The sequence below is a fragment of the Kribbella pratensis genome, from assembly GCF_004365355.1.
In the GTDB taxonomy this organism is placed as follows: domain Bacteria; phylum Actinomycetota; class Actinomycetes; order Propionibacteriales; family Kribbellaceae; genus Kribbella.
Genome location: NZ_SODP01000003.1, coordinates 1,070,500 through 1,095,105, shown reverse-complemented (window position 1 = coordinate 1,095,105; position 24,606 = coordinate 1,070,500). Strand labels below are relative to the sequence as shown.

Below are 24,606 nucleotides of genomic sequence, written 5' to 3'. Positions count from 1 at the left end.
CGTGAGTAGGTGGGACGAGCTGCCCGAGGTGCGCAGCGTGGCCGAGCTCGAGGGGTTCGGTACGCCGGACCCGATCCCTCGCGACAAGGTCGAGCCGCGGCTGAGCGACGCACATCGGGAGTGGATCGAGGGCACGCCCCTGGTCTTCGTCGCAACGTCTTCGCTCGACGGTCGCTGCGACGTCTCACCGAAGGGCGACCCGCCCGGATTCGTGAAGGTCCTCGACGACGTCACGCTCGCCATCCCGGAACGCTCGGGCAACCGGCGGATGGACGGCTTCCACAACATCCTCGAGAACCCGCACGCCGGTCTGCTCTTCGTCATCCCCGGACGCCCCGAGACCCTCCGCGTCAACGGCCGCGCCCGCATCGTCACCGACGGCCCGTTCTTCGACGACATGATTGTGCGCTCCCACCGCCCGCGGCTCGCGCTCGTCGTACACGTCGAAGAGGCGTTCTTCCACTGCCCGAAGTCGTTCGCCCGGTCGCGGACCTGGAAACCCGACACCTGGACCCCGACCGCGGTCCGCCCGTACGCCGAAATCGCGCACGCCCTCTGGCGCCGCACCGAATCCCTCGAGTCCATCGAGGCCCGCAATCACCCCGCCCTGCTAGAGGCTGAGCTCTACCGATCCTGATCCCCCGGCACTGGATCCTGATCGGGCCCCTGATCATTGCCGGTCCGGGGGGATCAGGTGTCGTTCTCGACCGGGAACAGGATCGGGCTGAGCAAGTACCGCGATCGGCCGGGCGTGGGTTCGTTCGTGAGGACCGGGAGGATTGCTGCTCGCATGCCCTCGATCAGTTGGTGCAGCTCGGCCTCGGTCAGCCAGATGCCGTGCTGGCGGTAGCCGACGAGGTCCGCGACCGGATCGGCCCCTTCGCTTTCGAGGTACGCGTTGAACTCGGCGACCAGCGCGGCCATCGCGACGGAAAACCCACGCCGGTGATCCTCGACCGTCAACTGCGCCATCTGTTCCGGCGTGATCGACGCACGCTCCTGGCGCAACCGAAACCGGCGCTCGACCGCCCCGCGGACCCGGCGTTCCTCCGCGACCTCGAGGATCCCGCCCTCGGCGAGCAGCTCGACATGCCGGTACAGGGTCGCCTTCGAAACATCGGCGATCCGCTCCCCCAGCTCGCCGGTCGTCAGCTCCCGACCGCCGCGCAGCGCATGGACGATCCGCAACCGCACCGGATGTCCGAGCAACTCCAACGGATCCATGGCGTAACGATCTCACGTCGTGCTACCTTTCTCAAACATTGAGAAAGGTAGCTGGATGACCGCCTGGACTCCCCCTCCGTACGCCGACCCGACCTCCTTCACCGAGCAGGACCTCGTCCTCGAGGCCTCCGATCAGACCGCGCCCGCCACCCTCACGCTCCCAAGCGAGGCGGCCTCGATCGGCGTCGTACTGCTAGCCGGCGGCGGACCGTTCGACCGCGACGAGACCGCTGGACCGAACAAGCCGTTGAAGGACCTCGCTTGGGGCCTGGCCACACAGGGCATCGCAGTAGTGCGCTTCGACAAACTCACCGCGAATCGGCCCGAAGTGATGGCAGCGCCCGGCTACACAATGACCGCGGAGTACGTGCCGCACGCGATCGCCGCCGTACGCGCACTCGCCCGACACGTCGACCAGGTCTTCATCGTCGGCCACAGCATGGGCGGAAAGGTCGCGCCGAAGATCGCCGCGGAAGAACCGTTGGTTGCGGGCCTGGTGATCATGGCCGGCGACACCCAGCCGATGCACCACTCCGCCGTCCGCGTCGTGCGCTATCTCGCGGAGACGGGTGCGGTTCCGCCTGAGACAGTCGCCGCCTTCCAGCAACAGGCCGAGGTCGTCGACGATCCCGGTCTGTCCGCGGAGACCCCGTCGACGGAGCTTCCGTTCGGTCTGCCGGCGTCGTTCTGGCTGGATCTCCGCGAGTATGACGCGGTCGCTACCGCGGCGAAACTCGACGTACCGCTCCTCGTCCTGCAAGGCGGTCGCGACTATCAGACCACTGTCGCCGACGACCTACCCGCGTGGCGCGACGGCCTTCCCGACGCGACGATCAAGATCCTCGAGGCCGACAACCACGTGTTCATCGCCGGCTCCGGCCCGTCGAGCATCGCCGACTACGCGGTCCCGGGGCACGTGGATCCGGAGGCCGTCGACACCATCGTCACCTGGTTGCTCTCGGCAACCAGGTGACGAAGACCAGGTGACGGCGGCTCAGGACAGCAGGGCCGGGTCGGACTCCAGTTCGCGTTCGGGGTCGAGTGGGAGCACGATCTTGAACACCGTCCGGCCGGGCTCGGACTCGACCCGGAGGTCGCCGTGGTGCTTCTTCACGACGATGCGCCACGAGATGTCGAGCCCCAGGCCGGTACCCTCGCCGATCGGCTTGGTGGTGAAGAACGGCTCGAAGATCCGGCGCCGGATCTCTTCCGGGATACCCGGACCGGTGTCGCCGATCTCGACGACCGCGTAGGCGCCGTCCCGGCGGGTCCGGAGCGTGAGCGTCCCGGATCCACCCATCGCGCTGACCGCGTTGTCGATGATGTTGGTCCACACCTGATTGAGCTCCGCGGCGTACGCCGGGATCGGCGGCAGCTCGGGATCGAAGTCCTTCACGACCTCGTAGCCCTGCAGCTTGCCCGACATCATCACCAGCGTCGACTTCAGCAACTCCCGCAGGTCAACGGTCTGGTACGGCGCGCGGTCGATCTGCGAGTACTGCTTGGCGGCGCCGACAAGTGTCGAGATGCGGGTGACCGAGTCGTCGATCTCGTTCATCAGCGACTCGGTGTCGATCGTGTACATCAACCACCGCACCGCACCCTCGAGGTACTTCGGCCCGACGGCGGTCAGCACGTTCTCCATCCACGGCACGTCCAGCCCGGCGGCGGCCAGCACCGGTGCGATGTCCCAGCTGGCCTGCACGTCGTGGTCGTCCAGCCAGTCCGTCAGCGCGTCCTCGCGGTCGGACAACTCCATCGGCGGAACGTCTTTGTCCTTGTTCTTGTCCAACCGCTCGACCGCGTCGTCCTGCAGAGCGACGATCTGGTGCAGCTTGGTCGCGTCGAGCGTGCCGTCGGCGAGCATCGCCAGCTTCGACCGCATCCCGGAGACCCGCTGCCGCAGCGTGGCCGCGGCCCGGACCGCAGCGGCGGCCGGGTTGTTCAGCTCGTGAGTCAGGCCGGCGGACAACGAACCGAGGGCCAGCAACCGCTCCCGCTCCCCCAGCGTCTCGTTGGTCCGGCGCATGCCCATGACGAAGCCCTCGATCAGGTGCACCGCCATCGGGAACCACGTGTTCATCATCGTCGCCATCGTGTCCGCGCCGATGACGAAGAACTCCGCGGGCTGCGTCACCTGCATCGTCGCCGTGTAGGACTTGTGGTCGGCGGCACCGAAGAACGCGTTGAACGCCCCGGAGTACACCCCGCGCTGGCTGGTCCGGTTGATCTCGACCAGTTCGCCGTGCGACAGCTTGCAGAGCCGGATCTCACCGGAGAGCAGGACGTAGCAGCAGGTCGCCTCGTCACCCTCGTTGAAGACGATCCCGTCGTGCCAGCTCTCGACGTACCCGGCCTCGGACAGCCACTGAAGCTGCTCGTCGGTCAGGCTCTCGAAGAGGAACAGCGTGCGCAGCTCGTCGGGAGTCAGCCGTCGCGGCTCCACAGCTTGATCGGTCATCAGAGCATCTCCAGGTATCGGTGCACCAGTGTCACGGCCATCGCTCCGTCGCCGACCGCCGAGGCGACCCGCTTCACCGACTCGGCCCGCACGTCACCCGCGGCGAACACGCCGGGCATGCTCGTCTCCAGGTGGTACGGCTCCCGCTCCAGCGGCCAGCCCGGCGGTCTGCCGGGCAGGTCCGGTCCGGTGAGGACGAAGCCTCGATCGTCGCGGAGCAGGTCACCGGGCAGCCAGTCCGTCCGTGGGGCCGCGCCGATGAACACGAACATCCATTCCGTGTCCACCTCGCGCTTCTCCCCGGTCTCGCTGTTCAGCAAGGTGAGATGTTCCAGGTGCTCCGAGCCCATACAGGAAACGACCTGCGTGCAGGTGTTCACCTCGATGTTGTCGATCCCGTCGATCTGGTCGATGAGGTACGACGACATCGTCGCGGTGAGCGATGGTCCTCTTACCAGCATATGCACGCGTTTCGCATGCCTGGAGAAATAGACCGCCGCCTGACCGGCGGAGTTGGCTCCGCCGATGATGTAAACGTCCATGCCGGCACACGCCGGACCCTCGGTCGTCGCCGAACCGTAGTAGATGCCGCGGCCACACAGATCGTCGACCCCGGGTGCCTGCAGCGTCCGGTACGAGACACCGGTCGCCAGGATCACCGAGTGCGCCGAGATCTCGCTGCCGTCGGCGAACCGCAGCCGCCGAGCGTTGCCGAGCGTCTCCAGCCCCACGACCTGACGGGTCGTCAGCAGCTCCGCACCGAACCGGACTGCCTGGCGCCGGGCCCGGTCCGTCAGCTGGGCACCGGACACCCCGTCCGGGAAGCCGAGGTAGTTCTCGATGCGGCTGGATTGCCCGGCCTGGCCACCGGTCGCCAACTGCTCAACCAGCACAGTCCGCAGGCCCTCGCTGGCGCCGTACACAGCTGCTCCCAGGCCGGCCGGGCCGCCGCCGACCACGACCAGGTCGTAGAAGTCCTTGGCCGGCGCCGTCGACAGCCCGACCTTGTTGGCCAGCTCGGTCTCGGACGGCGCGACCATCACCGTGCCGTCCGGAGTGATCACGACCGGCAGCGTCGAGCCGTCGACCTCGGCCGCGTCGAGGAGACGCTTTGCCTCTTCGTCGTCGACGTTGAGCCAGCGGTACGGCACCGCGTTGCGGGCGAGGAAGTCGCGGGCCGCGAACGACGGCGCCGACCAGCGGTGACCGATCACCCGCGTCTCGTCGCCGGACGGCTCCGGGGTCGACTTCCACAGCTCGAGCATCGCGTCGACCACCGGATACAGCTTCTCCTCCGGCGGGTTCCACGGCTTGAGCAGGTAGTGGTCGAGGTCGACCACGTTGATGGCCTGGATCGCCGCATCGGTGTCGGCGTACGCCGTCAGCAGCACGCGGCGGGCGAGCGGGAACAGGTCCATCGCGGCCTCGAGGAACTCGATGCCGGACATCTGGGGCATCCGGTAGTCGGCCAGCAGCAGGGCGACCGGCTCGCCGCGGAGCTTGAGCTCCTTCAGGGCGTCCAGCGCCTGCGCCGGATTCTCCGCCCGGACGATGCGGTTCTCCTCGCCGTACCGACGGCGGAGGTCACGGGCGATTGACCGGGAAACGCCGGGATCGTCGTCCACGGTGAGGATCACCGCGCGGGTCGTTGACGCTGTCATGCCTCCTTCATACCAGCGGAAGACCACAAATCGGGATCGGTAATCCACAGGCCCACGCCCGGTTCGCGAGGGGCTGATTCGCGAACCGGGCGCGAGGGGCGGCCTACGGGAGGGAGTCGAGGTACGGCGCGTGGTTGTTCTGGAACTCCCAGTTGTAGTAGTGGTCCCAGTTGATCGACCACGTCATCAGCCCGCGGAAGCCCGGTGAAGCGCCGCCGCGGAGGCTGTAGCCGCCGCAGTTCTGGCCCTTCACCAAACAGTCGAGCGCCTGGTGCACGGCTACCGGGGCGGTGTAGCCGTTACCCGCGCTGACTGCTGCCGGGAGCCCGATACCGATCTGGTCGTCGCGCAGTCCCGGAAACGTCTGTCCGGTGTTCGCCACCGGGAAACCGGCCTTGACCATGTCGGTCATGGCGATGTGGAAGTCGGCGCCGCCCATGGTGTGGTACTGGTTGTCCAGCCCCATCACCGGACCGGAGTTGTAGTCCTGGACGTGCAGGACGGTCAGGGAGTCCCGCAGCGCATGGATGACCGGCAGGTACGAGCCGGTCCGGTTGTCGCCGCCACTGGCGCCGCCGTAGAACTGGTAGCCGACCTGCACGAAGAAGGTCTCCGGCGCCATCGTCAGCACGAAGCCGGACCCGTACTTCGCCTTCAGTGTCTTCAACGCCGAGATCAGGTTGACGATCACCGGAGTGGTCGGGTTGCGGAAGTCGGTGTCACCGGCATTGAGGTACAGCGAGTGCCCTTCGAAGTCGATGTCGAGCCCGTCCAGCCCGTAGCGGTCGATGATCGCGCTGACAGAGCTGACGAACGCGTCGCGGGCGGCTGTGGTGGTGAGTTGCACCTGTCCGTTCGCACCGCCGAGGGAGATCAGCACCTTCTTCCCGGCGGCCTGCTTGGCCCGGATCGCGCTGACGAACTCCGCATCGCTCTCGACGTTCGGGCACTCCGCTGCAGGGCACCGGTTGAACCGGATGTCTCCCGAGGTAACGCTGGTCGGCTCTCCGAAGGCCAGATCGATGATGTCCCACTGGTCCGGCACGTCGGCCATCCGCACGTACCCGGATCCGTTCGCAAAGCTCGCGTGCAAGTAGCCGATCAGCGCATGCTTCGCCAGACCAGTGCTGGTGCAGCCGCCCGTCGTACCGCTGGTAGCTGCTGACCGGGGCGACTCACCAACGCTGTTGTATGCCGCCACCGAGTAGCTGTGGCTAGTGCACGCCTGGAGCCCGCTGATGGTGGCTGAAGTTCCGGTGACGGTCTGGACGACGCTGGTGCCTTCATAGACCCGGTAGCCCGTGACCGTGCCTGTCGCAGCCGGCCAGCTCAACGCGATGGCGGAGTTGGTCGCACTGGTGACAGACGGCGTACCAGGAGCGCTCGGGGCACCCGGCGTACCGCCTGGACCATCCAGACTGAAGTCATCCGCCTGGTACGCCGGTTGCCCGTACCAGCCGTGCACGTAGATCTGTGCGGACGTCTGACTCGCTCCAGTCGTGAACGAGAGACTCAGCTGCGTGAAGCTCGCCGCCGACGGCGTCCAGGTGGACGAACCACCCGTGACCCCGAGGTACACGTACGAGCCGCGCACCCAGCCCGACAAGGTGTACGCCGTGTTGGGCTGCACCGACACCGTCTGACTGCACTGGGCGTAGTCGGAGCTCGTCACCGCGCCGTTCAACGCATAGCCACCACTGCGAGTCGGACTGCTGACCACCGATCCACCCGAGCAGCTCCACCCACTCAACGACCCGGTCTCGAACCCCGGGTTGCTCAGAATGTTCGCCGCCTGCGCCGGCACCGTGACCCCGGCCAGCAACACCCCAACCACCACAGCAAGCCACCGTGCACGCATGAAACCTCCTTGACGGATGGATTTAGTAGAGAGCCTCCATAAATCCACGTCAATGCATCACCCACGGCGGGAACCCGACGCTGTCGGGATCCGGCCTAGGCTGACCCGGGTGAGCGACATCGACTGGGGCCAGGGGACGTACGAAGCGACGGCGGCCGACCTGTGGCCGGCGGCCCGCGAACTGGTGGACGCGGCGCGGATCACCTGGTGAACACGTGGTCGACGTCGGCGCCGGCACCGGAAACGTCGCCCTGCTCGCCGCCGACCTGGGCGCCCGCGTCACCGCCGTCGAACCGGCCGCCCGCCTCCGTGAGGTCATCCAGGAAACCGCAGGCGCCCGTGACCTGACCGTCGTCGACGGTACGGCGGCGTCGATCCCACTGACCGACGGATCGGCCGACGCGATCCTGTCCAACTTCGCTGTGATCTTCGCGCCCGACCCCGCCGCCGCAATCGCCGAGCTGTCCCGCGTCGCAGCCCCGACCGGCCGCATCCTGCTCACCAGTTGGCTCCCCGGAGTGATGGGCAAACTCGTCGGCGTCGTCCTCAGCGCAGTCCAGGAAGTCACCGGCCAGACCTCCGCGAACGGCGCCACCAACTGGCACGACCCGGCCACACTGTCCGCCCTACTGTCCCCACACGGCTACCAGGTCACCACAGCCACCCTGGAACTCTCCGTCGTCGCCAGCACCCCGGAGCACTACTGGGAAACGCGAATCGCGAACCACCCACTAGGCGTCACGACCTTCCCACTCCTCGAGAGAGCAGGCCGCCTGGACGAGGTCCGCACTCGCTTCCTGCAGACCCTGGCCGATAACTGGACCGACGCAAGCGGTCAGGTCCGCCTTCCAGCGCAGTACCTGCTCGCAACAGCCACCCGCTGAGTGGCAGGTTTTCGCCAGCGGCCAGTTGGAGCCAAAACGGTGTAGTCGGAGCAGCCAATTGGCAGGCTCTTCCGCGTCCGGGCTCGGGGGCGGGCGGCCGGGGCTACAGCCCACGGCCAGGACAACATGCCGTGGAGGCATCACGTGAACCATCCCAACCTGCGCAGGCGTGCCGCACTCTTGGCAGGCGCCGCGCTGATCACCACCGCCTTGGTGGCTCCACCAGGATCGGCAACACCTCCCCCCACGCCGCAGGGCCGGTCGAGCTTCGCCCCCGGCCGGTACGTCGTGACGCTGGCCGACAAACCGCTGGCGACGTACCAGGGTGGCGTTACCGGGCTCAAGGCCACCAAGCCGGCGGCTGGTCGCAAGGTCGAGGTCAACAGCAGCAACGCGAAGGCGTACCGCTCCTTCCTGACCGGCAAGCACGCACAGGTCGCTGCAGAGGTCGGGGCCAAGGTCGACCACGACTACTCGACCACTCTGAACGGCTTCGCCGCTTCTCTGACCTCCAAGCAGGTCAACGAGCTCAGCAAGACGCCTGGTGTCGTGTCCGTCGTACCTGACCAGCTGCATGTCGCTCTGGACGACCGCAAGCCGACCGACTTCCTCAAGCTATCCGGCCAGACCGGCGTCTGGAACGCACTCGGCGGTACGGCGACCGCCGGCCAGGGTGTCGTTGTCGGCGTCGTCGACACCGGCATCTGGCCGGAAAGTGCCTCGCTGTCCGGCCCCAAGCTCGGTACGCAGCCGCCGACCGCGGCAGACCCGTACCGCCCGTACCTGTCGGGTACGACGACGATCATGGAGAAGGCTGACGGCAGCACCTTCACAGGTAGCTGCGAGGCCGGCGAGGACTTCACCGCCGACCAGTGCAACACCAAGCTGATCAGTGCGAAGTACTTCGGCGATGGCTGGCTCAACCTGGTCCCACCGGACCAGCGGGCCGACTACGTCTCACCGCGCGACGGTGAGGGTCACGGGACCCACACTGCGACCACCGCGGCCGGCCGAGCCAACGTGGACGTCTCGGTCGGTGGTGTCGGCTTCGGCACGGTCACAGGTGTCGCTCCGGCCGCGAAGATCGCTGTGTACAAGGCGCTCTGGTCCGGCAAGGACGGACAGAACTCCGGCGGGCTCACCTCCGACATCCTCGCCGCCATCGACCAGGCGGTCGCGGACGGCGTCGACGTCATCAACTACTCGGTCGGCTCGATCTTCGAGTCCGAGCACACCGATCCGATCCAGCTGGCATTTCTGTCCGCCGCGTCGGCGGGTGTGTTCGTCTCCGCGGCCGCCGGCAACTCCGGTCCGGACGCGTCCACGCTCGACAACACCTCCCCTTGGGTGACCACGGTCGGCGCTAGCACAGTCGCGCCGTACGAAGGGACCGTCGTGCTTGGCAACGGCCAGAAGTACGCCGGCCTCAGCACGACGGTGGCGATGCCGACCGGCAGCAAGCCGCTGGTCAGCCCTGCCGCGGTCAAGAACGCGGGCGTCAGCGACGCCGACGCACTGCTCTGTATGGCGAACACTCTGGACCCGAGCAAGACGGCCGGGAAGATCGTCGCCTGCGAGCGGGGCGTCAACGCCCGGGTGGACAAGTCCACCGAGGTGAAGCGGGCGGGTGGTGTCGGGATGGTGCTGCTCAACCTGTTCCCGCAGGACGTGGTCGGCGACTCTCACGCCGTACCGACCGTGCACCTCAACGCACCGGACGCGCTGTCGGTGAAGGCCTACGCTGCGCAGGCTGGTGCAACAGCTGAACTCGTGCCGGGCAACACAACTACTACCAAGACGCCGTACCCCCAGATGGCTGACTTCTCCTCGCGCGGTCCTTCTCTGGCGAGCCACGGCAACCTGTTGAAGCCCGACCTCGCTGCACCTGGCGTGAACGTGCTGGCTGCGGTCGCACCGCCCACCAACAACGGACAGAGCTACGCGTTCCTCTCCGGTACGTCGATGGCCGCACCGCATGTGGCGGGGTTGGCAGCGCTCTACCTTTCGAAGCACCCGGACTGGTCGCCGATGGCAGTCAAGTCGGCCCTGATGACCACCGCTGGAAGTGTGCTCACCGCTAGCGGAACTGTCGACACCAACCCCTTCGATGCAGGTGCCGGCGAGGTGCAGCCCTCCAAGATGCTGGACCCCGGTCTGATCTACGACTCGGGTGATGCGGACTGGCTGGGCTACCTGGAGGGCAGTGGGGTCAACACCGGCACCGGCGTCCCGGCGATCAACCCGAGCGACTACAACGCTCCGTCGATCGCGGTCGGCCAGTTGCTGGGCACTCAGACCATCACCCGGCGCGTGACCGCCGTGACTCCGGGCCTGTACCGGGCGACGGTCTCCGTACCCGGGATGAAGGCCGTGGTGACCCCGTCGATCCTGAACTTCACGGAGGCCGGTCAGACCAAGACCTTCAAGGTGAAGCTCACTCTGGACACCGGTGACTCCGGTACGACCACCAACGGTTGGCTGACCTGGCAGGGCGCTGGGAAGACAGTCCGCAGCCCGATCGTCGCCGTACCGACGTCCGTGCTCGCTCCGACCGCAGTGTCCGGGTCGGGCGCTGCCGGCTCGGTGTCGTTCACTGCCACCTCCGGCAAATCCGGCGCACCGATCCGCTCGTACGGCGTGGTGTCGGCTCCTCTCGTGGCCGGTGCGGTGCCTGCAGGTGCTGCGGACGCGGATCTGCCGGACTACCCGGTGACGGCGACCGCGCAGACGAAGGCGGTGCAGTGGAACATCAAGACCGTGGACCCGGCCGGCAGCATCTGGCTGGTGCTCTACAAGGTCGTGAACGGCCAGAAGCAGTTCCTGTCGTTCGTCGGTGACGGCTCGAACCAGGCGTCTGCCAGTGTGCCTGCACCTGCTCCCGGCGTCTGGGGTGTTCTCGCGATCACACTGTCGAACCCGCCCGGTGCGGACACGACGGAGTACACGATGCAGACCAACGTCGTGACCGCGTCGTCGGGCAGCACGCTCAAGGTGTCGCCTCCGGTGGCTCCGGCCGCGTTCAAGCCCTTCCAGGTCACCGCGTCCTGGTCGGGCCTGCCGACCGACAAGCGCTCCACCGGCTTCGTCGAGTTCCCGAACCGGGCCGGGACGGTGGTGACGATCAACTAGATCCAGCGGCGGCGGGCGGCTTGAACGCCCGCTTGGAACCGGGTCTGCGCGCCGAGGGCATCCATCAGCGCGCGGACCCGGCGCTGGGTCGTCCGGGGACTGATCCGCAACCGCCGGCTGATCATGTCGTCGGTCGCTCCGCCGGCCAGCAACATCAGGACGTCCCGGTCCGGTGCTCGCAGTGCCGCCACTTCACCGGCGGCGTCGAGCTCCGGCATCGGTACAGCCAGTCCCCACAGCATCTCGAACGTCGCGATCAGACCGTCAAGCAGACCGGTCGACCGGATCAGCAGATGGCACTCCGCCGGCGCCCGCTTCGTCAGCGCGACCAGGGCCATGTTGTCGTCGCCCAGCACCATCTTCATCGGCATCTGCGGCAGCACCCGGCTCTGCTCACCCGCCGACCGCAGCTCCGGCAGCACCGACATGACCTCCTCGGACTCGAAGACCTCGAACCCGTAGATCGCCCGGTACACCAGACCGTCGCCCAACCGCTCCAGCTCCAGCTTCTGCTGCGACGCCGGCGGCGCCGAGTACGGTCCCCGGTCGAGCGCCCGGATCTGCTCCCGGCAACTCCGCTGCATCTCCTCGTACGCCGCCAGCAGCGTCGGCCCGTCCTCGATCAGCTCGACCTGGTCCCCACTCAGCACCGGATTCGCCCGGGCCAACCGCAACTCGTCCGCCACCGACCGAAGCCGGGCCACCTGAGCATCCAACTCATCCAGCGGGTCTACCACCACCCGGATCACCCCTCACCAACCCAACCAAAACCCCCTCACACTAAACCGCGTCAAGTAATCCCTGACAGCGTTGTCTCAAACACGACGAACCTGCCCGGACAGCTGGTGTCCGACTCAGGACACTAAGGACCGCAGCTGAGGCAGGGCCAGAGTTGGCCGCAGCGGGAGCAGAGGCCGTCTGGGGTGGAGACCGGCAGCCAGACTGTCTTGACCGGGTCGGCTGGTGGCGGTGGGGATGATCTTCTGACGTCTGGTGTCGTGGTGAGCCAGTGGAGGGTCGTGTGGTCGGCTGTGGCGTGGACTTCCAGTAGTGCTTGGACGCCGCCGTCCCAGGTGGAGGTGCTTGGGTGAGGGGCGCGCCAGCGTAGGGCTGCCGTGCCGTCGGACCACTCGACGCCTTCGGCGAGGGTGGTGGTTTGGTGGACCAGGTGGAAGAGGCGAGCCTGTCGCTGCAGTGTGTTCACCTCTTCAGATTGCCCAGAGGGGGCTGCGTACAACAGGTGTGGGCTGTGGGCTGTGGGAACAGCCCACAGCCCACATGCCCTTGTTTTTCACGGTTTTTGTCGGCGAGGGCTTGTAGCGTCGCGGCACGCACCACATGAGCTCGAAGCGTGAACGGGGTGGTCCTGTGACCGAGACATCTACTACTGAGGCAAGCAGTGCCTTCGGGACGCACTTGCGGCAGTCCAGGCAGGCGGCCGGCCTGAGCCTGCGGCAACTGGCAGCCCGCGTCGGGTACGACCACAGCTACCTGTCGCAGGTGGAGCGCGGACAGCGGCCGGGCTCTGCGGACTTGGCGCGGCTCTGCGACCGTGAGCTCGGCACCGGCGACCAGCTGACTGTCACCTTCGAGCGAAGGCCCTCCCGCACCGAGCGGCCGGGGCAAACAGCCGACCCGTCGGAGCCGGCCCGGCAAGGCCTGATCGCAGCTGCCGGTGTTGCGGACCAGGCGATCGCGCTCGACGACTTCCGCAGCACGCCGCCGGGTGCACTGCTGCCCGATCTGGTGAGTGAGCTGCAGCTTCTGCAGGCCCGGGGCGGTGACGAGATGCAGACGGTCGGGCTGAGCATCCTGATCGCAGAGACCCTCACCGGGCTTGGCGAGCGACGTTCGGCGAGGCGCTGGTGGTTGGCCGCCCATGCATCGGCAGTCGGTGCCGGAGAGGCGCTGGTGTGTGCGAGAGAGGCAATCAGCGGTCTTGCCGAGCGGCGTCCGTTGGCGCCATTGCTGGAGCTGGCTGACAAAGCCTTGGCGCACCAGTCACCAACCGCGCTGTCCTATGCGGCGCGGGCGCTGGTCCTCGCCGAGCTCGGGCGGAGCGAGGAGGCACATCGGTCGCTGCAAGTGCTTGTGGGCATCGGCGAAGAGACCCTCGCCGCGCGGCCGGCGGACTGGATGCCCTACCAGCTGCATTGGGCCGAGGGACGAGTGTGCGCGCGGCTGGGGTTCGGCGTACCGGGCTGCATCCTGCTTGAGCGGGCGAGACAGCTCTGCCCGGAGCGCTGGATCGGCGAACGCGCCAAGATCGACCTGGCCCTTGCCGAGAGTCTGGCTGTTGCCGGAGAGGTCCCGGCCGGCCTGGCCACGGCTCTGCGGGTCCTGGTCGAGCTGCCGGACGAGTGGCGCGACCTCTGGGTGCACGACGCTGCCGATCGCGTGCTCCGCGTCGTGCCCGAGAGCGAGCGCGGTGCAGTCGAGCTGCGCAGACTGCTGGGGACCGAGGGCCGGAGTGTGGGCAGTGGGTCGAGCTGGAGGTGAGCGCAGGGGTAGCGTGCGGTGGGTGACAGGTGAACAGCGGACAACGGCAGTGGCAGACAAGTGGGACTTCGCAGTCGAACTGCGCAGTGATCCAGCCGGCGCAGAGGCTCGGGCGGCCGTGCTCGCGGATCCGGCCTTCGGGCAGTCGTTCACCGACCACATGGTGGTTGCCAACTGGTCGCTGGATCAGGGCTGGCATGACGCCAAGGTGACGGCGTACGCACCGCTGAAGCTGAGCCCTGCAGCCGCCGTCTTCCACTACTCGCAGGAGATCTTCGAGGGGCTCAAGGCCTACCGGCACCCGGACGGCTCGGTCTGGGCCTTCCGCCCCGACCGCAACGCAGCCCGGTTCACTGCGAGCGCTGAGCGGCTGGCGTTGCCGCAGGTGCCGGAGGACGAGTTCGTCGCAGCACTGCGCGCACTGGTGACCGTCGACGAGGCCTGGGTGCCGTCAGCCGAAGCCAGCGAGACCAGTCTGTATCTCCGGCCGTACATGATCGCCACCGAGGCCGCACTGAGCGTCCGGCCGTCGCACGAGGTGCTGTTCGGCGTCATCGCATCACCAGCCGGCCCGTACTTCAACACCGGCCCCAAGCCGGTCTCCATCTGGCTGACGACCTCCACCATCCGCGCGACGCCGGGCGGGACGGGCGCGGCCAAGTGCGGCGGCAACTACGCGTCCAGCCTCGCCGGTCTGGCCGAGGCAGTGGCCAACGGCTGTGAGCAGGTCGCGTTCGTCGATGCGGTCGAGCACAAGTGGCTCGAAGAGATCGGCAGCATGAACATGTTCTTCGTGTACGCCGATGGCCGCATCGCAACGCCCGAGCTGAACGGCTCGATCCTCGAAGGCGTCACCCGCGCTTCCGTGATCGAGCTCGCCGCCGACCTCGGCCACCCGGTCGAGGAGCGCCGCATCTCCGCCGACGAGTGGCGCGACGGCGTACAGAACGGCGAGATCACCGAGGTCTTCGCGTCCGGCACTGCCGCAGTCATCACCCCGATCGGCCGAGTCGCGTGGCCCGAGGGCGATCTGACCATCGGCGACCACTCCGTCGACTACGGCGTCGGACCCGTCACCGCGAAGATCCGGTCCACGCTGCTCGACCTCCAGTACGGCCGCACTCCCGACACCCGCGGCTGGCTCACGCGCCTGGCTTGATGCCGTTTGTCCCCGGCGCCGGTTAGGTTGGCACCATGGCCGAGTCCAAGGGCAAGTCTCCGGCGATCGAGCTCGAAGTCGGCGAGCGGACGGTCCGGATCTCCAACCCGGACCGCGTGTACTTCCCTGCCCGTGGCGAGACCAAGCTCGACCTGGTCAAGTACTACCTGTCCGTCGGCGACGGCATCGTCAACGCGCTCCGCGAGCGCCCCTGCATGATGCACCGGTTCCCGGAGGGTGTCGCAGGCGAGAAGGTCCACCAGAAGCGGCTGCCGCACGGTGCGCCGCCCTGGATGGAGACGGTCCGCGTCAAGTTCCCGCGGTACAACCGGACCGCCGACGAGCTGTGCGTCACCGAGATCGCGCACGTCGTCTGGGCGGTGCAGATGTCCACGGTCGAGTTCCACCCGTGGAACTCTCGGCGCGCCGACACCGAGAAGCCCGACGAGTGGCGGATCGACCTCGACCCGATGCCCGACTGCCCCTTCGACCGGGTGCGGCGGGTCGCGCACGTCGCCCACGAAGTGCTCGAGGAGCTCGGTGCAGTCGGCTATCCGAAGACGTCCGGCGGTTCGGGGATCCACATCTACGTTCGCGTCGAGCCGGCGTACGGCTTCTCCGACGTACGGCGTGCTGCGCTCGCGTTCGCCCGTGAGGTCGAGCGGCGTGCGCCGGACGACGTGACCACGACCTGGTGGCGCAAGGACCGCGACCCGAAGAAGCTCTTCGTCGACTACAACCAGAACGCCCGCGACCACACGATCGCCAGTGCGTACTCCGTCCGCGGCAACCCCGAAGGCACCGTGTCGACCCCGATCCGCTGGGACGAGATCGACGACGTGAACCCGAAGGACTTCACCATCGAGACCGTCCCGGCACGGTACGCCGAACTCGGCGATCTGCATGCGACGATCGACGACAACGTCTACTCCCTAGAGACCCTGATCGAGTGGGCCGAACGCGACGAACGGGAAGGTGCCGAAGCGCCGCCGGAGGACGAGTAGCAGTCACAGTGGTTCCGCGCTCAGCAACGCCGCCAGCTTGAAGATCGGCAGCGTGATCTGCCGCAGCAGCCAGTACGCGATGACCGCACCGGCCGCCAGTGCAACCAGCAGACACCCGATCAGAATCGCCACTGCCCGCGTCGCCGAGCTGGGCAGCCAGTTCGTCGCGGACTGCAGTGAGCTCTGGCCAAGACTCCGGGTCTGCTGCAGCGAGTCCTCGTACTGTTTGCGCAGCGCCCGATCCGCGCCGACCGAGGCCGCGATCGCCGCCTGCTTATCGCCCGCCTTGTACGTCGCGAACTCGGCCGCGTCGCCGTCCACCAACGCTCGAAGCCCGCACTCGAGTCACTCGCCGCGCTGCGTTCCTCGTCCGTGATGGCGGCCTGTACCGCGGCCGCAAAGTCCAGGCGTGCCGCGGCCACACGCTGGTCGGCTTCTCGCAGGTACATCGCGTCGCCGGTCAGCAGGAAGCCGCGTTGGTCGTTGGCCACGCTCTTCGCGTCCAGCGACGCGGAGGCGATCGCGGTGGAGTACGGCACGTCGTCCTTCACCCGGGCCTCGCCCTGGCTCAGATTGACGACGAGCGCGATCGCCACCCCGGTCACCATCACGAGCAGCGCCAGCAACGCACCCAGTCCGGCGCGCACCTTGCGGCCGAGCGGAACTCTGCGTCGTGCGGATTCGATCTCGGCCACGATTCCTCCCCCACCAGATGCTCACATTGTGCACATCCGGTACGCCGTGCGTCAGCGCCTCAGCCGCCTACCAGCCCGTGGTGCAGCAGGTCGGTGAGGGTGTCGATCGCGGTCTCGTCGGTGACCCGCCTGTCCGTAGGCCGACCTCGCTTAGGATCCCGGGGTGCAGACCTTGGACTCAGCCGCCGCCTACGATCGTGCCGTCGAGCTGGCGACGCGGGGGCGGCGGCAGATTTTGGGGATCACCGGGGCGCCGGGGGCCGGCAAATCGACGTACGCCGAGCAACTCGCCGCGAAACTCGCCGCTGACGGCCATCAGGTCGCGCTGGTGCCGATGGACGGCTACCACCTCGCGCAGTCGGTGCTGGAAGACCTTGGGCTCGCTGACGTGAAGGGCGCACCGCACACCTTCGACGGCTACGGCTTCGTCGCATTGCTGAAGAGACTGAAGGAATCGCCGGACGAGCAGATCTGGGCGCCGCGCTTCGACCGCAGTATCGAGGACTCGATCGCCGCGAGCATCGGCGTCGCACCTTCAGTCACCCTCGTTCTCACCGAGGGCAACTACCTGCTCCTCGACGAGCCGCCATGGACGATCGTCCGCACGCTGCTCGATCAGTGCTTGTACGTCGAGGTGCCCGAGCCGGTGCGCCATGAGCGACTCGAAGCCCGGCATCGTGCCTTCGGCAGATCGCCCGAGGAAGCGCACGAGCGAACCCATGGCTCCGACGAACGCAACGCCCACCTGATCGCCGCGACCGCATCAGCGGCCGACGCGATCATTCACCCTTGACGCACACCCGGTCGATGAACGCGGCGACACCGTCCAGGTAGAGCTGCAGACCGAAGTCGAAGTCGGCCTCGTTGTCCTCCTCGAAGCTCCCGACCTCGTCGAACACGCCGGCCTCGACACTTCGCGCGACCGCCGGATAGACCCGCGGATCCGCGACCCGCCGCAACGTCGAGCCGAACCGCTGAAAGGCATCAGGGTTGTCCGCGTACCCGGCAGCGAGGTCGAACGCCATCCGGATCTCGCCCTGCACGTAGGTGATGAGCCCCATCACCACGCCGACCTTCGCCTCCTCCGGCAGGCCGGTGTCCTTCAGTACACCAAGTGCGGAGTCGAACCAGGCGAGGTTGTTCGGACCGGCCGGCGGCCCAGAGATCGGAACCTTCGCGTACCACCGGTGCCGACGGATCGCCGTGAGTACGCCGTCCGCCCAGAACGTCAGCCCGGTCCGCCAGTCGACACCCTCGGGCATCGGGTCCGGACGCTCGAGCGCCGCGTCCGACATGATCACGAGCAGTTCGTCCTTGCTCTTCACGTGCCGGTAGAGCGCCATCGTCGAGTTGCCGAGCCGGTCCGCGACGCGAGCCATGGAGACAGCCGCCAGATCCTCCGCGTCGGCGATCTCGATCGCGGCCCCGACGATGTCGTCGAGCGTCAGCGACGGCTTCGGCCCGCGCCGCGGGGTCTCCCGCAACCGCCACATCGCCGCGACATCGGCCGGCAGCTCGTCGTTCTCCACCGGGTCAGTTTAGAGCTTGCGGCGCGACACTGCGTAGATGCTACGCTATTTAGCGTACTGGATACGCAGTAAGGAGGGGACGATGATCATCGAGGCAATCGGGCTTCGGAAGTCGTACGGGGCGAACGACGTACTGAGCGGGGTCGACCTGAGCGTCGAGGAGGGGTCGGTGCTCGCCCTGCTCGGTCCGAACGGCGCCGGCAAGACCACTGCGGTACGCATCCTGACCACACTGACCAGACCCGACTCCGGTACGGCGACCGTCGCCGGGTACGACGTACTGCGCGAGCCGGCTCGGGTCCGTGGCGCGATCAGTCTCACCGGGCAGTACTCCGCGGTCGACGAGAACCAGACCGGTCGGGAGAACCTGGTGATGGTCGGACGGCTGATGCACCTGGGCCGGCGTGCTGCGCAGCGTCGTACGGCCGAGTTCCTGGAGCAGTTCGGGCTGACTGACGCGATGGACCGGCGAGTGAAGACGTACTCGGGCGGCATGCGACGGAAGCTCGATCTGGCGATGAGCCTGATCGCCCGGCCGCAGGTGATCTTCCTGGACGAGCCGACGACCGGACTCGATCCGGCGAGCCGATCGGCGATGTGGGACGCGATCGTCGACCTGGTCCGCGACGGTACGACGATCCTGCTCACCACGCAGTACCTGGAGGAGGCGGACCGGCTGGCAGACCGGATCCTGCTGCTCGACCACGGCCGGATCGTCGCGAGCGGTACGGCTGATTCGCTGAAGGCCCAGATCGGCGGCGAGCGGATCGAGTTGCGCTTCGCCGACGACGTACAGCTGCTGAAAGCGACCGGAGTACTGGACGGAGTCGCCGACGAGCTGGTGCTGAACGTTCCGTCCGACGGTACGGCGGCGCACCTGCACCACGTGCTCGACGTACTCCGCGACAACGGACTCGAGCCGGAGCGGGTCTCGTCGCACCGGCCGACGCTCGACGACGTGTTTCTCGCTCTGACGGCCTGAGGGGTTTGCTGATGTCACACCAGGGAGTTGTCGCCGCGTGCTCGGACGCCGCGACCATGATCGATCGCAGCGTGCGGCTGGCGCGGCGCAACGTCGACACGTTGTTCGCCTCGATCCTGCTGCCGTTGCTGATGATGGCGTTGTTCGTCTATGTGTTCGGCGGCGCGATCAACACCGGCACGGAGTACGTGAACTACGTCGTACCGGGGATCCTGCTGCTCACCACCGGGTACGGCGCCGCGTCGACGGCGATGGTGGTCGCCGACGACATGAACAGCGGGATGATCGACCGGCTGCGATCACTGCCGATCCACAGCTTCGCCGTACTGACCGGACATGTGGTGGCGAGTGTGGCGCGCAATGCGGCGTCGACGGCGATCGTCATCGTCGCCTCGCTGGCTATGGGGTTCCGCCCTGGTGGCGGAGTGGTCGACTGGCTCGCGGCTGCCGGCCTGCTGCTGCTCTACGTCGTCGCTCTGTCCTGGCTGGCTGCCGGTCTCGGTGTGATCGCCAAGTCGGTGGAGTCGGCCAGCACTCTCAGCTTCTTCATGCTGTTCCTGCCGTACCTGAGTAGCGCGTTCGTACCGCCGGAGTCGATGCCCTCGTGGCTGCAGCCGGTCAGCGAGCACCAACCGGTCACTCCGGTCATCGAAACGATCCGCAGCCTGTTGATCGGGACACCGATGGGCAACAGCGGTCGGATCGCTCTGGCGTGGTGTTCTGGTCTGCTCCTGTTCTCGGTGGTCCTGGCGACCTCGCTGTACCGCAGACGCAACAGCCGCTGAGCGCAGGACTTGTACCGTTCGGCGAACGGTGCGCGTTGAAACTGCCGAGCGTGACCCCTTGGGCGAGTTAACGTCAAAGTCCCCCCCAACGTGTGGTGGTCCCACTCCCCCCGGGACCCACACGGACGAGCGCCCCGATCACTGATCGGGGCGCTTTGTTTTTCCGGATTTTTCTCCGAGGCGGTGTCGAATCCGTCCCTCCCGGCTCGACGTATCAGTAAGAGCGACCAAGGGAGAGGGTCAGAATGAACATCACCACCGACACCCGGAACATGATCATCAACATGCTGGCCGAGGGCAGCCCGGTCTGGTACGTCGCCGGCATGGTCAAGATGCGCAACCACGACGTCTACGCAGTCGGTCGAGAAGCCGGCTATCCGGACAAAGCGCAGCTGCGGCGAGCCGTCTGGGCCGCCCGGAACCGCGCCCTGCAAGCAGCCTGACCACCTGTCCCAGGCCGCTCGAGCCGCTGCCTGCCCCTCTGTTCGGGGCGGACGGCGGCTTTCTCGTGTTTAAGGTGTTCGCGTGGATGATGTCAGCGTTGTGGACTACCACACGGCCGGCGAGCCGTTCCGGATCGTGACGTCCGTGGAGATTCCGGGCGCATCAGTGGCCGAACGCCGGGTCGCGGCGCAGTCGTCCGAAGAGATCGACGCAGTACGGCGGTTGCTGGTGAACGAGCCGCGCGGGCATGCGGATATGTACGGCGGGTTCGTCGTACCGGCTGATGACGACGGCGCTGACTTCGGCGTGGTGTTCTGGCACAAGGACGGGTACTCGACCGCATGCGGACACGGGACGATCGCGCTGGCGACGTGGGCGGTCGCCACCGGTCTGGTCCAAGCGCCTGACGTTGTCATCGATGTGCCGTCCGGGCGGGTCACTGCGCGCGTGGATGATTCAGGAGTTGCCTTCCGCAACGTTCCGTCGTACGTGCTGAAACGTGAAATGCCGCTGTCGACCTCTCGCGGGCATGTGCTGGCGGACATCAGCTACGGCGGCGCGTTCTATGCCTCCGTGCCTGCCTCGTCGGTCGGCTTGTCCGTGACGCCGGAGTACTACGCGGACCTGATCGCCGTCGGCCGCGAGATCAAGTGGGCGCTGGACCCGCTCGCTGTCCATCCTCACGATCCTCGGCTGAGCGGTCTGTACGGCACGATCCTGTACGACGATCTCGGGACAGTCGACGGCGGTCCACACCAGCGCAATCTCGCAGTCTTCGCCGACGGAGAGGCAGACCGCTCGCCCTGCGGCTCAGGTACGTCGGCCCGCCTGGCCCTCCTGCACGACGACGGACGCCTCGGCCCCGATCAGGTTCTCCGCCATGACTCCATCGTCGGCACCACGTTCCTGGGCCGGGTCGTGGAGCAGACCGAGGCCGGCGTCATCACCGAGGTCACGGGGTCCGCCTATCGCACCGGGACCGCCACCTTCACCCTCGATCCCCGCGACCCGCTGGGAACCGGCTTCACGCTGCGCTGATCTCAGATTGCGACCGCGCACCGGTACCGCGACCGCTAGCATCGGTCCCGGTCCCATCGATCCAGCGGAGGAAGCCTGATGATCTTCATCACCGCCAAGTTCCGGGTGAAGCCTGAACACGCCGACAACTGGCCGTCCATCACCGCCGACTTCACCACCGCGACCCGCTCAGAGCCGGGTTGCCTGTGGTTCGACTGGTCCCGCTCCCTGGACGACTCGAACGAGTACGTCCTGGTGGAAGCCTTCGCCGACGACGACGCGGCGACCCACCACGTCACCTCGGCCCACTTCAAAGCGGCCCAGGAACACCTCCCGCCCCACCTGGTCGAGACGCCCCGAATCGTCAACTTCAAGGTCCCCCAGGACGATTGGTCCGAGCTCGGCGAACTCGCCGTAAAGTAGCGTCTCGACCGCGTAGGGTGACCGAGTGGAATTGCTTTGCCGCCGGTCGCCTGCGAACCCGAACTGAAGAACAGGTACACACCCACCGCGGCGAAGACGAACACGACTACGCCGGCCACCTTCAGCACGCCGGCCGATTGCTGCAGCGTGCCGATACCACCAGCCGGGAGATCAGGTACAAGCCCTGTGTATGAAGGGCATCCGCAGCAACGATGCCGAAGCAGTTGTGCGCCAGCCCCAGGACGAGCATGCCGTAACCGCCGCGGGCACGTAGCCGACGAGTACGAGACCGAGCGCGACCAATCCCACGATGAAACTCGGGAGGCACCGCGCCCGGCGCTCAGCGGAGGCGTCTCAAGATGAGATCCGCGCGGGCCTGCGGCGGTGTGACGATCCGTTAGGTGCCGGTGCGCGCTCCTCGGTGCCGATCGAGTCACCCGCGTGGCCGACGAGAATGGGAGTACAGATGAAGGCTCTCGTGTACCACGGACCTGGCCGGAAGGCATGGGAAGAGGTCCCGAACCCCACCATCAAGGACCCGACCGACGCGATCGTGAAGGTCGAGGCCACCACGATCTGCGGTACCGACCTGCACATCCTCAAGGGCGACGTTCCCGCCGTGACCGATGGCCGGATCCTCGGCCACGAAGGCGTCGGTGTGGTCACCGAGGTCGGCCCCGACTGCAAGAACGTGAAGGTCGGCGACCGGGTGATCATCTCCTGCATCAGCAAGTGCGGGACATGTGACTACTGCAAGGCCGGCCTGACCTCACACTGCAAGACGCTCGGCGGCATCGGCTGGATCTTCGGGCACCTCATCGACGGGACCCAGGCCGAGTACGTGCGCGTGCCGTACGCCGACAACGGCCTGATCCCGCTGCCCGAGGGAGTCTCCGCCGAAGCCGGAACCATGCTGAGCGACATCCTTCCCACCGGCTACGAGATCGGCGTCCTGAACGGCGCCGTCAAGAGCGGTGACATCGTCGCCGTCATCGGCGCCGGACCGGTCGGGCTCGCCGCGATCATGACCGCCCGTACGGCCGGCGCCGCGACCGTCATCGCCGTCGACACCAACAAGTTCCGGCTCGACCAGTCGCGTGATTTCGGGGCGACCGAGACTCTCGAGGTGAGCTCCGGCCAGGACGTTGCGGCCGCGCTGCGAGAACTCACTCCCGACGGGCTGGGCGTCGACGTCGCCATCGAGGCGGTCGGCCTGCCCACAACCTTCGGCACCGCGCTGGAGTCGGTCCGCCCCGGCGGTCATGTGGCCAACGTCGGCGTGCACGGCGAGAGCGTCGAGTTCCCGATCGAGCGGCACTGGATCAACAACCTCACCATCACCACCGGCCTGGTCAACGCCACCACCGCCCCCGAACTCCTCGAAAGCATCAAGTCAGGAGCCATCGCCCCGGAGAAGTTCGTCACCCACCGATTCACCTACGACCAGTTCGACGAGGCCTACGACACGTTCTCCAACGCCTCCGAACAAGAAGCCCTCAAGGTCATCATCACCAACACCCACTAACCCCCACAACAAAACGAAGGCCCGGACCTGATGGTCCGGGCCTTCTGTGGTAGCGGGGGCAGGATTTGAACCTGCGACCTCTGGGTTATGAGCCCAGCGAGCTACCGAGCTGCTCCACCCCGCGCCGTTGTGTCTTTAGTTTAGAGGATCCGGGCTGAGCAACCAAATCGGTTCCCGGAGTGCCGAAATCCCGTGTTCGTCGGAGGCGGATCGGCGTACCTTCCGAGTATGTCCCGACACGTCATCCGTCCGTTCGAGGAGGCGGATCTGGCAGCCGCCGCCAGTCTGCTCGCCCAGCGGCATCGGGTGCACCGCAAGCGTCACCCTTTGCTTCCGGCGGACTACGAGGACGAGCGACTTGCTCTGGTCGAGGTGACCGGGGCCTGGGAGACCGAGGGTGCGTCCGGCGCCGTGATGGTCGAGGGTGGCGAAGTCACCGGCTATCTGCTCGCAGCGCCTAAGCCGTCGGCGGTCTGGGGTCCGAACATCTGGGTCGAGGCAGCCGGCCACGCAGTTCGTGAGCCAGAGCACATCCGCGACCTGTACGGCGCTGCCGCCGCCCAGTGGGTCGAGGACGGCCGCATCGCGCACTACGTGCTGGTGCCCGACGACGCCGAGCTGATCGACGCCTGGTTCCGCCTGGCCTTCGGCTCGCAACACGCGCACGCGGTCCGCCCGGTGCCCGACACTCCGTTGCCCCCGGCACGCGATCTCGTCGTACGCCGTGCCGCCCGCGCGGATATCCCTGTGCTCGCGGAGCTTGATCTCGTGCTGCCGCAGCATCAGGCCCTGTCTCCGGTGTTCTCGTCCGGGGGGATCCCCACGCTCGAGGAAGCAGTGGCGGACTGGGAGGAGTCGATCGACGACCAGGACTACGTAACCTTCGTTGCCGAGTACAGCGGTCAGGCCATCGGGTCTGCGATCGGTTGCTCTCTGGACAAGTCGAGCGCGCACAACGGGCTGGCCAAGCCGGACAACGCCGGTTTCCTCGGGTTCGCCGCTGTGCTGCCGTCGGCGCGGGGGCGCGGCGCCGGACGCGCGCTGGGCGAGGCCGTGCTGCAGTGGTCGGCCGACACCGGCTACACCTCGGTCGTGACCGACTGGCGGGTGACGAACCTGTTGTCGTCGCGGGCGTGGCCTCGGCTCGGGTTCCGGCAGACGTTCCACCGGCTGCACCGGCTGATCGGTCACTGATTCCTGGTTGTCCACAGAATCGAATTCGCGTGTTCCGGCGCGGGTCGATCGCTGCATCTTCTTGGGCGTAAGGCGTCTCGCAGCAGGCGAGGCGCCCCCTTCCCCAGGAGGCAGTCATGTCGCGTTCACCACT

Annotated in this window: 22 protein-coding genes and 1 tRNA gene; 15 read left to right on the top strand and 8 right to left on the bottom strand. The window is 67.3% G+C overall.

The features are described from left to right. The first annotated feature begins 1 nt into the window (after position 1). Positions 2-637, top strand: coding sequence for an MSMEG_1061 family FMN-dependent PPOX-type flavoprotein (locus EV653_RS33225; RefSeq protein ID WP_202871934.1), 636 nt, complete (start codon positions 2-4; stop codon positions 635-637). A gap of 53 nt (positions 638-690) precedes the next feature. Here the strand turns inward: EV653_RS33225 and EV653_RS33220 are convergent, their stop codons facing one another. After that, entirely contained in the window at positions 691-1,224 is a 534-nt protein-coding gene (locus tag EV653_RS33220; protein WP_134108824.1) for a helix-turn-helix domain-containing protein, read from the bottom strand. Between the two features lie 55 nt (positions 1,225-1,279). On the opposite strand from EV653_RS33220, the gene EV653_RS33215 reads away from it, so the two are divergent. After that, complete coding sequence (locus EV653_RS33215) at positions 1,280-2,197, top strand: alpha/beta hydrolase family protein (protein ID WP_134108822.1); 918 nt, start codon at positions 1,280-1,282, stop codon at positions 2,195-2,197. A 21-nt stretch (positions 2,198-2,218) separates the two neighbouring features. On the opposite strand, the gene EV653_RS33210 is transcribed toward EV653_RS33215, so the two are convergent. The 3 genes from EV653_RS33210 to EV653_RS33200 all read right to left on the bottom strand — a co-directional run bounded on the left by EV653_RS33210 (position 2,219) and on the right by EV653_RS33200 (position 7,204). Further along, on the bottom strand, positions 2,219-3,685 hold the full coding sequence (locus EV653_RS33210) for an ATP-binding protein (protein WP_134108820.1): 1,467 nt from the start codon (positions 3,683-3,685) through the stop codon (positions 2,219-2,221). Beyond that, positions 3,685-5,346: an FAD-dependent oxidoreductase gene (locus EV653_RS33205; RefSeq protein WP_134108818.1), complete on the bottom strand. Its 1,662-nt coding sequence runs from the start codon at positions 5,344-5,346 to the stop codon at positions 3,685-3,687. Before EV653_RS33205 ends, EV653_RS33210 begins: the two co-directional genes overlap by 1 nt. Positions 5,347-5,449: 103 nt before the next feature. Continuing rightward, positions 5,450-7,204, bottom strand: a complete 1,755-nt coding sequence (locus tag EV653_RS33200) for a chitinase (protein ID WP_134108816.1) — start codon at positions 7,202-7,204, stop codon at positions 5,450-5,452. Positions 7,205-7,419: 215 nt separating this feature from the next. Here EV653_RS33200 and EV653_RS33195 point away from each other — a divergent pair, with 215 nt between their 5' ends. Continuing rightward, positions 7,420-8,088, top strand: a complete 669-nt coding sequence (locus EV653_RS33195; protein ID WP_134108814.1) for a class I SAM-dependent methyltransferase — start codon at positions 7,420-7,422, stop codon at positions 8,086-8,088. Between the two features lie 144 nt (positions 8,089-8,232). Then, positions 8,233-11,217: a S8 family serine peptidase gene (locus EV653_RS33190; protein ID WP_202871933.1), complete on the top strand. Its 2,985-nt coding sequence runs from the start codon at positions 8,233-8,235 to the stop codon at positions 11,215-11,217. Here EV653_RS33190 and EV653_RS33185 read toward each other — a convergent pair. Then, positions 11,214-11,957, bottom strand: a complete 744-nt coding sequence (locus EV653_RS33185) for a hypothetical protein (protein WP_238160593.1) — start codon at positions 11,955-11,957, stop codon at positions 11,214-11,216. The genes EV653_RS33190 and EV653_RS33185 overlap by 4 nt on opposite strands. Before the next feature lie 628 nt (positions 11,958-12,585). Here EV653_RS33185 and EV653_RS33180 point away from each other — a divergent pair. The 3 genes from EV653_RS33180 to ligD are packed head-to-tail and all read left to right on the top strand — an operon-like array spanning position 12,586 to position 15,879. Beyond that, on the top strand, positions 12,586-13,716 hold the full coding sequence (locus EV653_RS33180; RefSeq protein WP_166679648.1) for a helix-turn-helix domain-containing protein: 1,131 nt from the start codon (positions 12,586-12,588) through the stop codon (positions 13,714-13,716). Between the two features lie 22 nt (positions 13,717-13,738). After that, complete coding sequence (locus tag EV653_RS33175) at positions 13,739-14,875, top strand: branched-chain amino acid aminotransferase (RefSeq protein ID WP_370359070.1); 1,137 nt, start codon at positions 13,739-13,741, stop codon at positions 14,873-14,875. A gap of 35 nt (positions 14,876-14,910) precedes the next feature. Next, the gene (gene ligD, locus EV653_RS33170; RefSeq protein ID WP_134108805.1) at positions 14,911-15,879 is read left to right on the top strand and encodes a non-homologous end-joining DNA ligase; all 969 of its coding nucleotides are present in this window, start codon (positions 14,911-14,913) and stop codon (positions 15,877-15,879) included. Positions 15,880-15,882: 3 nt separating this feature from the next. Here the strand turns inward: ligD and EV653_RS33165 are convergent, their stop codons facing one another. Next, the gene (locus EV653_RS33165; protein ID WP_134108803.1) at positions 15,883-16,200 is read right to left on the bottom strand and encodes a hypothetical protein; all 318 of its coding nucleotides are present in this window, start codon (positions 16,198-16,200) and stop codon (positions 15,883-15,885) included. 537 nt (positions 16,201-16,737) lie between these two features. On the opposite strand from EV653_RS33165, the gene EV653_RS33160 reads away from it, so the two are divergent. Next, positions 16,738-17,367, top strand: coding sequence for a nucleoside/nucleotide kinase family protein (locus EV653_RS33160; protein ID WP_134108801.1), 630 nt, complete (start codon positions 16,738-16,740; stop codon positions 17,365-17,367). Here the strand turns inward: EV653_RS33160 and EV653_RS33155 are convergent. After that, positions 17,354-18,103, bottom strand: a complete 750-nt coding sequence (locus EV653_RS33155; RefSeq protein ID WP_238160592.1) for a TetR/AcrR family transcriptional regulator — start codon at positions 18,101-18,103, stop codon at positions 17,354-17,356. The two genes, EV653_RS33160 and EV653_RS33155, sit on opposite strands and share 14 nt — an antisense overlap. A gap of 82 nt (positions 18,104-18,185) precedes the next feature. Here EV653_RS33155 and EV653_RS33150 point away from each other — a divergent pair, with 82 nt between their 5' ends. The 6 genes from EV653_RS33150 (at position 18,186) to EV653_RS33125 (ending at position 23,279) form a co-directional block, all read left to right on the top strand. Next, positions 18,186-19,085, top strand: a complete 900-nt coding sequence (locus tag EV653_RS33150) for an ATP-binding cassette domain-containing protein (RefSeq protein ID WP_134108799.1) — start codon at positions 18,186-18,188, stop codon at positions 19,083-19,085. 11 nt (positions 19,086-19,096) lie between these two features. Beyond that, positions 19,097-19,870 (top strand): ABC transporter permease, encoded by a 774-nt coding sequence (locus EV653_RS33145; RefSeq protein WP_134108797.1) that lies wholly within the window; start codon positions 19,097-19,099, stop codon positions 19,868-19,870. A gap of 245 nt (positions 19,871-20,115) precedes the next feature. Beyond that, on the top strand, positions 20,116-20,313 hold the full coding sequence (locus EV653_RS33140; protein WP_134108795.1) for a hypothetical protein: 198 nt from the start codon (positions 20,116-20,118) through the stop codon (positions 20,311-20,313). 82 nt (positions 20,314-20,395) lie between these two features. Then, entirely contained in the window at positions 20,396-21,352 is a 957-nt protein-coding gene (locus EV653_RS33135) for a proline racemase family protein (protein ID WP_134108793.1), read from the top strand. A 78-nt stretch (positions 21,353-21,430) separates the two neighbouring features. Beyond that, positions 21,431-21,754: a putative quinol monooxygenase gene (locus EV653_RS33130; protein ID WP_134108791.1), complete on the top strand. Its 324-nt coding sequence runs from the start codon at positions 21,431-21,433 to the stop codon at positions 21,752-21,754. 466 nt (positions 21,755-22,220) lie between these two features. Beyond that, entirely contained in the window at positions 22,221-23,279 is a 1,059-nt protein-coding gene (locus EV653_RS33125) for a zinc-dependent alcohol dehydrogenase family protein (RefSeq protein WP_134108789.1), read from the top strand. A gap of 47 nt (positions 23,280-23,326) precedes the next feature. Here EV653_RS33125 and EV653_RS33120 read toward each other — a convergent pair. Then, positions 23,327-23,403, bottom strand: a tRNA-Met gene (locus EV653_RS33120). A gap of 104 nt (positions 23,404-23,507) precedes the next feature. Here EV653_RS33120 and EV653_RS33115 point away from each other — a divergent pair. Then, a complete protein-coding gene (locus tag EV653_RS33115) occupies positions 23,508-24,473 on the top strand; it encodes a GNAT family N-acetyltransferase (RefSeq protein WP_166679647.1) in 966 nt (321 codons plus the stop codon). The last annotated feature ends 133 nt before the right edge of the window (positions 24,474-24,606 follow it).